Annotated in this window: 10 protein-coding genes; 2 read left to right on the top strand and 8 right to left on the bottom strand. The window is 56.0% G+C overall.

The window, feature by feature from the left end; all coding sequences use genetic code 11:
* Position 1: 1 nt before the first annotated feature.
* Positions 2 to 2,113 carry a VWA domain-containing protein gene (locus GSQ80_RS22040; protein WP_158789778.1) on the top strand — a complete coding sequence of 704 codons (2,112 nt, stop codon included), beginning with the start codon at positions 2 to 4 and terminating at the stop codon, positions 2,111 to 2,113.
* 45 nt (positions 2,114 to 2,158) lie between these two features.
* Here GSQ80_RS22040 and GSQ80_RS22035 read toward each other — a convergent pair whose 3' ends face one another.
* From GSQ80_RS22035 to GSQ80_RS22025, 3 genes are all read right to left on the bottom strand, one after another.
* Positions 2,159 to 3,286: a TIGR03435 family protein gene (locus GSQ80_RS22035; protein WP_158789777.1), complete on the bottom strand. Its 1,128-nt coding sequence runs from the start codon at positions 3,284 to 3,286 to the stop codon at positions 2,159 to 2,161.
* Positions 3,287 to 4,127: 841 nt separating this feature from the next.
* Entirely contained in the window at positions 4,128 to 4,598 is a 471-nt protein-coding gene (locus GSQ80_RS22030) for a GNAT family N-acetyltransferase (protein WP_158789776.1), read from the bottom strand.
* Positions 4,599 to 4,718: 120 nt separating this feature from the next.
* Positions 4,719 to 5,993 carry a DUF418 domain-containing protein gene (locus GSQ80_RS22025; protein WP_158789775.1) on the bottom strand — a complete coding sequence of 425 codons (1,275 nt, stop codon included), beginning with the start codon at positions 5,991 to 5,993 and terminating at the stop codon, positions 4,719 to 4,721.
* A gap of 353 nt (positions 5,994 to 6,346) precedes the next feature.
* Between GSQ80_RS22025 and GSQ80_RS22020 the strand changes: the two genes are divergently transcribed.
* Positions 6,347 to 7,210: an alpha/beta fold hydrolase gene (locus GSQ80_RS22020; RefSeq protein WP_158789774.1), complete on the top strand. Its 864-nt coding sequence runs from the start codon at positions 6,347 to 6,349 to the stop codon at positions 7,208 to 7,210.
* 44 nt (positions 7,211 to 7,254) lie between these two features.
* Here the strand turns inward: GSQ80_RS22020 and GSQ80_RS22015 are convergent, their stop codons facing one another.
* The 5 genes from GSQ80_RS22015 to GSQ80_RS21995 all read right to left on the bottom strand — a co-directional run bounded on the left by GSQ80_RS22015 (position 7,255) and on the right by GSQ80_RS21995 (position 11,393).
* Positions 7,255 to 8,001 carry a TlpA disulfide reductase family protein gene (locus GSQ80_RS22015; protein WP_305794655.1) on the bottom strand — a complete coding sequence of 249 codons (747 nt, stop codon included), beginning with the start codon at positions 7,999 to 8,001 and terminating at the stop codon, positions 7,255 to 7,257.
* An 83-nt stretch (positions 8,002 to 8,084) separates the two neighbouring features.
* Positions 8,085 to 8,855: an anti-sigma factor gene (locus GSQ80_RS22010; protein ID WP_158789773.1), complete on the bottom strand. Its 771-nt coding sequence runs from the start codon at positions 8,853 to 8,855 to the stop codon at positions 8,085 to 8,087.
* Positions 8,852 to 9,391 carry a sigma-70 family RNA polymerase sigma factor gene (locus GSQ80_RS22005; protein ID WP_158789772.1) on the bottom strand — a complete coding sequence of 180 codons (540 nt, stop codon included), beginning with the start codon at positions 9,389 to 9,391 and terminating at the stop codon, positions 8,852 to 8,854. The genes GSQ80_RS22010 and GSQ80_RS22005 overlap by 4 nt, the downstream gene beginning before the upstream one ends.
* Before the next feature lie 331 nt (positions 9,392 to 9,722).
* The gene (locus GSQ80_RS22000) at positions 9,723 to 10,097 is read right to left on the bottom strand and encodes a cupin domain-containing protein (RefSeq protein WP_158789771.1); all 375 of its coding nucleotides are present in this window, start codon (positions 10,095 to 10,097) and stop codon (positions 9,723 to 9,725) included.
* 159 nt (positions 10,098 to 10,256) lie between these two features.
* The gene (locus tag GSQ80_RS21995; protein WP_254059853.1) at positions 10,257 to 11,393 is read right to left on the bottom strand and encodes a hypothetical protein; all 1,137 of its coding nucleotides are present in this window, start codon (positions 11,391 to 11,393) and stop codon (positions 10,257 to 10,259) included.
* Between the last annotated feature and the right edge of the window lie 42 nt (positions 11,394 to 11,435).

The following is an 11,435-nucleotide window of genomic DNA, read 5'->3' as shown; positions in this document are numbered from 1 at the left end:
CATGCGATTGATAGCGACCCTATGTCTCTTCGCAACACTCAGTGCTGGAGCCCAGACTATTGGGCAGAATAAAACTCCCGATGCTGCCCAAACCTACACCATGTCGATGCGGTCGCAGCTGGTTGTCGAAGCAGTTGTAGTCAAAGACAAGCAGGGCAAGCCCATCGAAGGATTGACAGCCAAGGACTTCACGCTCACCGAAGACGGGGTCCCTCAGAAGATTCGTTACTGCGAGCTACAAACCCTGCCGTCCGAGCCTCTTCCCATCGCGCCCATGCCCTCCACGGAAGAGAACATCAAGATCTACAAGCGCCTTGCCCGCACCCAGATTGCGCCAGAGCAGTTGGAGTCCGCAAACTACAAGAATCGGAGACTGCTTGCGCTCTACTTTGACATGAGCGCCATGCCGCCGGGCGATCAGCTGCGTGCACTCCGCGCCGCTGAGAAGTTTATCCGGACACAGATCACCGCGGTGGACCTCGTTTCAATCCTTAGATATTCAGGTGGTTCCGTCGATGTGCTCCAGGACTTCACAGCCGACCGCAATCGCCTGCTCAGCATTCTCGAGACGATGGTCGTCGGCGAGGGTCAGGGCTCGGTCGAATCCGCCGACGATGCCAGCACCTCCGACACAGGCGCCTCGTTTGGGCAGGACGATAGTGAGTTCAATATCTTCAATACGGATCGCCAGCTTTCCGCGCTGCAAACTGCGTCGAAGATGCTCGGCAACATCAACGAGAAGAAGGCTCTGATCTACTTCGCCAGCGGCCTGCGGCTGAATGGCGTCGACAATCAAGCGCAGCTTCATGCGACTATCGACGCCGCCGTCCGCGCCGGCGTTTCTTTTTGGCCAATCGATTCGCGCGGCCTCGTTGCCGAGGCTCCGCTCGGAGATGCTACGCAAGGATCCCCGGGCAACGTCGGCATGTATTCAGGAACCGCAGAGCAGGCCGATACAACGCGCTTTCAACAGTCGCAGGACACACTCTTCGCACTCGCAGGCGACACTGGCGGCAAGGCTTTATTCGACAACAACGATCTCACACGGGGCATCGTTCAGGCGCAGAAGGCCATCTCCGAGTACTACCTCATCGAGTACTACACCACCAACGCCGCGTTGGACGGAAAGTTCAGACGCGTCAAAATCTCCGTCAACAGCGACACTTCGGCCAAGCTGGATTATCGCCAGGGCTACTACGCTGGGAAAGAGTTCGGCAAGTTCACCGTCGCAGATAAAGAGCGACAGCTTGAAGACGCACTGATGCTTGAGGATCCGATCACCGAACTCACCATTGCCATGGAGATCAACTACTTTCAGTTGAATCGAGCCGAGTATTTCGTTCCCATCATGGTCAAGATTCCAGGGCGCGAATTGGCGCTTGCTAAGCGCGGCGGTGCCGAGCATACATTGATCGATTTCGTCATTGAGGTCAAGGATGTGTACGGCGGCGTTACGGTGAGCAATGTCCGCGACAACGTAAATATCAAATTGAGCGATGCGACAGCGGCCGAACTGGCCAAACGGCCGATCCAGTATGACAGTGGCTTCACCCTGCTTCCCGGCAAGTACTCGATCAAATTTCTCGCGCGCGACGATGAGACGGGCCGCATCGGAACGTATCAGACCAACTTTGTCATTCCCAACCTAACGAAGGAGGTGAAGAAAGTCCCGATTAGTTCGGTGGTTTTGAGCGGTCAGCGTATCGATCTCAAAGACTCTCTGTACAACGCCGCTAAGGGCAAAGAAGAGATCAAGGATACCGCCGCGAACCCGTTGGTAGAGGACAACAAGAAGCTGATTCCCAGCGTAACCAGGGTCTTCAGCCAGGGAAAGCAAATCTACGTCTACCTTCAGGCATATCAGGAGAGCTCGACCATCACGACGCCGCTGGTCGCCTTTGTCACCCTGTACCAGGCGCAGAAGAAGGTCTTCGAAACCCAACCGGTCGCGGTGACGCCTGCGGCACTGAGCCGCCTGGGAACGGTGCCATTGAACTTCACTATCGGCCTCAGTGAGATACCGCCGGGCCAATACGATTGCCAGGTGACCATCCTTGATCCCACCGGCCAGAAGGGAACATTTTGGCAAGCGCCAATCCTGATCGTGCCATGATGGCAAATTGCTTCGTTAGATAGATGCCAATCACAATGCGCGGCGTCAGTTCGCGGAAGGCTTGTCGATGTGGTCGATGACCATCACATCAACGTTTGCTTTGGTGACGTCCATCTTCAATCCCAACTGCTCCTGCAGCGCGGTAAACAGGCTGGGCGGCGCATTCGGGTCGTCGGGATTGGGCGGAGGAATGTGTGCTCCAAAGGATGCAAACTGCGATTGGTCAGGAGTCCAGTTGAGGGCGAAGTCATATCGCTCCGTCAACCCAGTCTGATCGACGACCGGTTTGTCCATCACTGCCTCCTGCATGCCGTGGCAGAAGTCTTTCATTGTGAAGTTGCTAACGTGGAGGTCACCTAAGCCGCGGAAGCCGAAGCCCCCTGGCGAATTCTTCGGGGCAGTGGAGACGGTCAGCTTGGGTCCGCCCTTGGCGACGGTCAGCGCGTAGGCTGTCAATTCGCGCTGCTCGGTATGGAACTTCAAGCCAAACCGCTGCACCAAGGCATCCGCAATCAGCATACGCATTTGCGGAAGGCTCGGCTGGCCTTCTACGTCGGGGACGCCATCGACGTCGTACTTCTCATCCATCCACGTGGGCGCGTTCACGATCTCTTTCGTCTGCAGCGAATAGGCGAAGGTGATGAGGTCGTTGAGCGTGGTGTTGATCGTTAACACCTGGCGACCGCGAATGGTGAACAGCTTCCCAGGCCGGTTCGGATCGCTGGGCTTCACCGTCACCACATCAAACTTGGGCTTCGCGTCTGCCGGCATCGACTTCGGCGGCTCGGGAATTGCCCACGTGTTCTCTGGAGTAACGTGGGCGAAGTTCAGCACATTCGTCTGGCCGTGTTGGGTGGCGTTCCCCTCGATCGCGGTGTGATCAGCATTCAGCGTTCCGGAGTAGGTCAAATCCAGCGGCTTGATCGTGAAACCGAAGCTAAGCTTATCCAACGTTACAGAGGTAACGCCGATTGGATCGCTGCCCTGGTCGATGCTGTACAGCAGAGCCTTCCATCCGCCGCTGTCGGTCTTCGAAATCTTCAGGATGGTCCGCAGCCCTTTTCCCGCCTGCAGCGTTCCTTGCCAGTTTCCCGAGATATCCGGCGTCTGCGCGTGTAGCACCCCAATCGCAATCAACAGAACTGCGGCGAATCGAATCGCAATCTTCCTCATCCCCGAATCTCCTCTTAGCCTTTGGCTCACACAAGTGTTACCGCACTTCAGCAATACGGCAAGCGCAAATCTGCGGTTATGCCCGAGCAAAGCACGGTCGCGCCACGGCGAAGCCGGTAGGCGGCTTGGCTACCCGAATTTACGGCCATTCTTTGAACTTCGAGACCACGAGCTCATAGACCTGGGTTTTTCATCTGGCCGTGTGCGGACAAGTTGTCCGGCACTCTGGGCCGTCGGCGATTGGGTTGAGTGGGACGTCGGGTATCGGGGGTACCCCCCACCCCCGTCCGGTCATACTTTTGCTCTAAGGTAGGGCGATGAAACAGGTTAGAGGAGAAAGTATCCCCCCACCTGAGCTCCGTTTTGGCTGTAAAGTCGTCTAGCTAGACACTTTATCGGTAAAGTCTGGCAAGCATTGGGGTTGGGTCTGCAAGGGCGATGGAGGCTCGGCGTGGGGTTTAGGTTTTGGGGGCTACCTCTATTGTAGCGGGTCGGTGGGGTAACTATGCCAAGTTGTTGGGAGAGAAATCGGCAATGGGGACGCGGGTTTTGTGGGTTTTGGGCGTTGCGAGGGGGTTGACATGGTGGATTTGGGTGGTTTTGAGAGTTTAATTCTTTGATGGGATGGGCTCCCTATACCCCAAAACGCATATGAATGGGGCACCCGGCAACCGATCCAAGTTATTCTTTGCGGGTCTGGCTGGTCGGATTTTACTTACGGTGCACGATCAGTCCAGGTAGGTTGAATTGAAATGTCGCGCCCTGCCCGGGCGGACAGAGATCCATGGGCGGTGCCCAAGGGTTTCGTCCATCAACTCTTCCGGCGTTCCACTGAGAGTCGTTACAGCGCCATCTCCATAAAGACGTTTGCGCGCACATAGGGATTCGGTGGCAGACGCTCCGGAGGTACATGTTGGAATCCAACAGCCTCGTACAGGTGCACTGCATTAGGCAGCTTGCTGCTGCTGCCTAAGAACAGCGACTTCGCTCCGAGTTCCCGAGCCTGCGTAATGGCGTACTCGATCAGTTTCCGACCGATTCCCATTCCGCGCAGCTGGGGCGACACCGCCATCTTCGAAAGCTCATAGACGCCGCCTTCCATCGGGATCAACGCGACGCATCCCACGGCCTCACCATTAGCCGACACCATGAGAATCCGTCCGCCCTTGTCGATGATTGTCTGTTGTGGGTTGCCGAGTATCTCGACGTCTTTCGCCTCGAGCGAGAATGTCTTCGTGATCCACTCCTCGTTCAGCATCCGGAACGCTGTCGCGTCATCAACCGTCGTCATTTCCCGAAACTCGATCTTCATCGCTACTTCCGAACTATGCATAGTTCAAGTTTCCATCTCTAAGCGCGAGACTTCCAATATCTTGTTGAGGAGATGCACCATTACCTTGGCGATCATGGGAGGGCCGTGGATCTCAAAGGTCTAGGACACGATCTCACGCAGAAGCAGCGGCTGACGCCTCCAGTATGTCAAGGAGCGCCATACCCATTCCAGCGGTCCGAAGGCGAACACACGCAGCCAGAGTGAGCTCAGAACGAGATTCAGCCCCCATATACCAAGCACGACCAGATACCACTGGTAGAACTCGAGTTGGCCAAAGAGCTTCCATGGTCCCCAGGAGAAGATTGTCCTGCACAGCAAACTGGTCAGGATGTAGTTGCTGAAGGCAGTGCGTCCCACGGCGGCCAGGGGCCGGAGGGCCCAGCGCAGGCGTCCGCTCCTGACAAGCAATAGGATCACCGATGCATTTGCCAGTGTGGCGGCTGCAATCTCAGTCGCATAGGGGATCGTCATCCAGCGCGCGTCTGCTGCCGCGGAGAAGCCAGCCCGGTGCATATGCCAGAGTCCGGTCAACACCAGCGAAGACGACACGGCGTAGCCGCAGACGGCGATGAGAACATAGCAACCTCGTGAGAGTTTATTGCTGAAGAATCCGACTTTATACAGGCCCATGCCGGTGACCATGGCGCCAAGAATCTCGAGGATCAGCAAAGACCCGAAGACGCGCTTAAGGAAGTCCACCTCAGAGGCCACATTGTGGCGGAATCCGCCGACATAGCCAAGCCGTTCCTGCCGAACGAAGTCTGCTGCATCGGCCGCATCGATTCTCTGCTGCTTCGTGTCGGCGGCAATCAGTGCGCGCTGCTGCGGGGTGGCCGAGGGACCGGCGGCTTTGGCCACGTTCAGTTGCGTGTCGCTGGCCAGAGTCTGGCGTACATCGAACATCCGCGTCCAGCCGAAGGTGCCGCCGGCGATCCAGAGCACGAGCCCCAGGACGATCAGCTTGCGCGCGGCGATACGGCGTAGCGGATAGAGAAAGAGCAACGCCAGGAGACCGTAATAGAGCAGGATGTCACCGGACCAGATCAGGAAGCCGTGACAGACTCCGAAAAGCAGCAACCACGCGTTGCGCCGGTAGAAGACGGCTGCGGCGTGGGAGCCGTTTCCGCGACTCTCGATACGCTCGATCAGCAGCACGGCTCCGGCACCGAAGAGCATAGAGAAGAGCCCGCGCATCTTGCCTTCGGCGAAGAGCCACTTGAGGGTCACGAGGGCGTAATCGAGGTGCGCATGCCAGCCGACGAAGGCCGGCTTCAAGAGGCCGACAGGAAAGTTCCAGAGAGCTTCGTGGCCGGCAAAGTCCTCAATGTTCAACATCAAGATGCCCAGCAAAGCAAAGCCGCGCAATACGTCCATACCGGGTATGCGTTGTGCCTGCCGGACTGGAGCTTCGGCAGGGCCAGCAAGCTCCTCTGGAGTGCCCGCGGGTAGTAGGTCCAATTGGTTAACTGATTGCATCGTGTCTTGATTTTAACTAGGGGCCATGCGGGAGATGTCACGTTCTTGTCACACAGCCGCCCCTCGTCTTCTCTAATGGCCGAAGTCTTCTTCCTTCCCGACGTGCTTCTTAGCCGTAGCCATGAATTCGGTGCACCGATTGACCTGTAAGCTTCATCAGAATGCTTTAGTGATCACTAAAGAAATCGGTAGAGGGATGATCTGCTGCCTGGGAGAAATTTGTGACAGACGTAAGTGAGTTTCAGCACGGAATGGCCGAAGTAGAACCGGGTGTGCAGTTGCACTATGTCGAAGTGGGATCGGGACCGGAGACCATGGTTCTGGTCCACGGATATCCCGAAACCTGGTGGGAATGGCGTCACGTTATGCCGATCTTCGCTTCAGCCGGATACCGGGTGATTGCAGTTGACTATCGCGGAGCGGGTAACTCGTCGAAACCGGCGAGCGGCTATGACAAACGTACGATGGCGAAGGATATTCATAGACTTCTGATAGATCATCTGGCGATGGCCGATCCGGTCATTATGGTGGGCCACGATATTGGGATGACGGTGGCCTTTGCGTTTGCCACTCTTTATCCAGAGAGCGTGAAGAAACTCGTGCTGGTCGATGCGATCGTGCCGGGAACCCCGACGTTCAAGGCCTTTCTCACCACGGGTAAACTGCGAAACTCCAATCTGGCACACTTCTTCTGGCATAACGCCAGAAACAATATGGCGGAAGCACTCACCGCCGGACGCGAGCGCATGTACATCCAGGATTTCTTCGACAGGATCGCCTTCAACCTCGGCGCCTTTGGACCGGAAGTGATCGACCACTATACGGCGCACTATGCCGGTCCCGGTGGCATGAAAGCGGGCTTCGAGGTTTATCGCGCCTTCGATCACGACGGGGAGGATAACGAGGCGTTCCTGAGGGACTCGGGGCGGCTCAAAATGCGGATATTGTTTGTAGCCGGAGCAGAGAGCTTTCTAGGTACCATGCCGGAGGTTGTGCTGAATGAGTTCGCTGAGGATGGCAGCGTCGCGCTCATCCCGCGAAGCGGACACTATCCACCGGAGGAAAACCCGGAGGCGTTTGCGTCGGCTGTACTCGCCTTTTTAGAAGCTGATTGATCTGGCCTGTTGTGACCTTGAGTTCAAGATCACGACGGGCCGTATTAATTTAAGGGGATTAGGGCAGCGGTCGCGGCTCCGGAGCTCGGAAGGGCGGTGGCACCACCGGCGATAAGGCGCTTGATGTTGGCTTCGATCTCATCCTTCGCGCCTAAGCCGTCGGAAGCGAGTCCGGCGGTCTGAATCTGGATGATCCCGTCGCGGCCAACGTAGAAGGACTCAGGGAGGTACTCAACGCCACCGTATGCGGGGGCAACCTTGGCGTCTGGGAAGAGGATGGGATAGCTGACATTGATACGCTTGGCGACCTTGTCGATCTCATCCTTTGCAGCGTCATCCTGAGCGATGCCGAGGATCTCAAAGCCCTGCGAACCGTACTTCTGCTGGAACTCCTCGAACCAGGGCATCTCGAGCTTGCAGGCTCCGCACCACGTAGCCCAGAAGTTGACCAGGACGGGACGGCCCTTGTAGTCGCTGAGAGAAACTTTTTTGCCGTCGATGGTTGTGAGTGTGAAGGCAGGAGCTTTTTTGCCGCGCATGAGGACTTCAGCGGGATCAGTGTCGGATGGAGAGGCCTGCGCTGTGCCGGAACTTGCAGGGGCGGGAGTCAGGACGATCCTGTTCGCTTCGGCTTGTTGCATCGCGAGCCTGCGCGCGCGGAGATTATGCCAGCCAACCCAAAACATAAGGGAGATACCTGCGATCATCAGTCCTACAACTAACCCGCTTCTCTTCACGTGAATATCTTTCTGCGACGCCTCAAGATAGAGCGCCGCTCTGTTCGCTTGCATTGTTTAAGGCCCATTCAGCTCTCGATCACATTGTGTTTAGGTGCTCACTGGCATCCGCACCGTGATTCGGTCTACGTGAAGGTTCAACTCATCGCTTGCAACACATGTTTCACAATGACTTGTGCTTCGCTCTGCGAGAGCTTACTCACGAGCAAAACGCGCCTGCCGGCCGTATCACCCTCTGTCACGTTGTAGCCTGATTCGGTGCGGCTCCGAACAAGCGGCTGCACGCTGGTCAAGACGCGGCGGAGGAATCCATGTTCATCGCCTTCAAGTATGTACATGGAAATCTGCTGTGCACCGTTGCCGTAGACCAGGTGGATGTAGGGTCTCTTCGCGATGCCACACTCCTTACCGCGCAATAGTTGATAGCCGGGTATCGCTAACTGCTGCAACTGCGGCGGTGTTTTCATGCACTGAGATACAAGCTGTCCAATGCTGCTACTTTGCGTACGCCATTCCACGTGCTCTGCCCTCACGACTTCCCCGACGTGGTCCAGGCTCGCTTGTTCATACCGCGTATTGTCACCATATGTCGCGCCAATTGTGAGTATGATGAGCAACCCTGCGGCAATGGCGAATGCGATCCGAAAGGGATGACGCGCGGTCGCGACGATCGAAGCAGTCCGCTCCCCCTTAATGTCGGCGAGCACTCGTCTGCGCACAGCGGTCGTGTCCACGGACTCAGAGAGCAGGGCGGCGCGCATCCCTTTGTTCAATTCCTGGTGCTCTTCTATTTCCTTCCGGCATGCCAGGCACTCGTCCACATGACGTTCGAACTGCACCATGGATGCGCTATCCAGCTCGCCTGACAGGTGAAGAGGCATGAGGTACTGCACGTCAGAACAATTCATGATCTTGCTCCTACCGAAAACTCGTTTGTTGAGTTCCTGGGCTGCAATGCCCTACGGACCTCAGCACGTCCCCTGCTTAACCGAGACATCACCGTACCAATCGGAACACCAAGCATCACGCCAATCTCCTTGCAGGTGAAGCCCTCGAGTGCAGCAAGTAACAGCACAATGCGCTGTTCTTCCTGCAAAGACTCAATCGCGGCTATGACATCGGACCGCGCCAGATCCTCATAGTTGTTGCGAATGGGTGTGACGTTCTCCAGCACAACAGTTCCTGGTAGATCAACAATCACAAGCACTGGGCGACTACGGCTCTTATTCAGCAAATTGATCAAGATTTTGAAGAGCCATGCTTTGCAGTTGGTACCGGTTTCAAACTGATGAAAGGAACGCCACGCAGAAAGGAGCGTCTCCTGCACAGCATCTTCGGCAGCATGATGATTGCGAGTCACTCGCTGCGCGACGCGCAACAACGATTCTGCATGCACCAACGCAACCTGCTCGAATTCCTTGCTCCGATCAGACGGTACTGTCACGCTGTGCCTGAACCCCTCCGACGAACGGAATCAACATACACCCTCTATAAGGCTGGGTAAGTACATTTTCATCCCAGACCTGGAATTGTCCTGCTGATGGCACCCGGCAACTTTAGATCACGACGATCGTCGAGAAGAGAAGCGGTCAGGCCTATAAGTCCCTCTCGGCAACAAAGACCTGGCCGAAGTCGTGATCTGGATCGAGATTGCTGAGAAAGGCCTCGCTCTGAGGGCGCGAATTCGCTCGTATGGAGCCTTTGCCGACCATCGTCGATCTGCATGGCCCGCTTTGCGCACGATTTCCTAATCGGCAGTCTTCCTGATCTAGGAACTAAGCCGCGCCAAGCTGCTCGTCTGTGGAACGCGTTTGAGCGGTTATCACATCTCCCGTGTGTTTCGTCGTGACGGTTTCGATCAAAACAATCCAACATTCCTCTTCAGCGATGGGATTGTGGAGAGTGCCACGCGGGACGATGCAGAAGTCATTCGCGGAGAGGTTCACGTCAGCTTGGCCCTCAATCTGGATGCGCAGATTGCCTTTGATCACTTGGAACAGTTCGTCTTCGTCCTGATGCTTGTGCCATGTGAGTTCGCCTAAAAGCTTAGCGACCTTGACAAACTGGTTGTTGACCTTGCCGATGACCCGTGGTGACCAATAATCGTTTAATTCACCGCAACATTGAGGAAGATTGAGTGAAGCAACCATGAGAATCTCCGTTAATAATTTGTTGATAAGAAGGACGACGGGCCCGCACGCCGCGCTTACATATCGACTATACCCAGGTCGAGGCTCTTGGGCTTCGTGCGTCGCTTCGGCCGAGGCAGCAGAGCCTCGATCAACTCCCACTGCGCCCTACTCAATAACTCAAGCCGATTCTTGCTCATGCGAGACGTTCATCCACCGCCCGTCCGATGCAGAAGTCGCCTGCTTGGCTATGCGCTCATATTGCGACAGTGCCCACAGAGAGAAGGACAGGGTACAGACACTGAGATAGGAAAAGTTGTACCGCAGCCTTTCCGAGTGGAGAGCGAAGGTAACAACGAACGGCGCGAGCATCACGAAGCTGGTGACGCTGAAGGTAAGGAAGAGACGCGGGAGATCCATGCGCACAAAAAAGGTGGTGCAGGCAACAATCACCGCAAGCAGTGGAAGTGTCCATCGAGGATGAAGTGCGGTCGGAATATAACGAAGCTTCCGTGCATTTTGATCCAGTTGTTGTAAGAGATTCGTGAAGGCGTGGGGCGCGAAGACTGGGAGAGTGACGGCGGTGGCCGCAATAAGAACGATGACAAACAATGCGATGGTGCGAGAACGCGAAGTACGTTGCAGTGTGAGCGCCAGCAATGGAATAAGAATAATCGCATAGATGATGCGTGAAGAGAGTGTGACTCCGAGAAAGAGCGCCGCAGGAATGCAGGCATAGAATGCGCGGTTCAGTGATCGAATGAAGAGTGCGACAGCGATTGCGAGATAGAAAAAGTTGGCGAGGTAGTCGCCGCCCGACGTGAAGTCGCTGAGATTTGCGGGTGCCAGCAGAAGAAAAACCGCGAGGAAGAAGAGAGCGGTTGCGCGGTGGCGGAAAAAGCGAATCGTGAAGACGAAAAAGAGGGCAAGCCAAAGGAAGTTTTGCCACGCAATGTGCCCGAGCGCGAAGAAGGGTGCAGTTAGCAACATGGCTCCGGGCAGTGGGGTGGGCGGATTGCCCAGGAACGTGCGGGCATCGTAGGGGTACTGGTGATGGTGCACGGCGTTGAGTTCTATGCGGAGAGCATCTTCCCGGTCAGAACCAGTGTTGAGGGTGTGTTTCAGAGAGATGGGATAGAGTGCTGCAAATGCTGCCGTGAGAATGAGAAACAGAAACAGGAGCCAGCCGGCGCTGATCTGACGTTGTTGCCGATTGAGTCGATCGAGCCAGTGCATTCCGAGAGAGATGAACAGGATACCGAGTAACACGGCCGCGGTAGCTTTGCCATGAGTCAGATACTTATAGATGGGGGCCAAGGAAATAAGCGTCCAGGCAGCGCAGACGCTGAAGATAAGCAG

It is taken from the genome of Granulicella sp. L46 (assembly GCF_009765785.1).
Lineage (GTDB): Bacteria > Acidobacteriota > Terriglobia > Terriglobales > Acidobacteriaceae > Granulicella.
The sequence above is the reverse complement of the archived record's forward strand: the minus strand, read 5'-3'. Positions and strand labels throughout refer to the sequence as shown.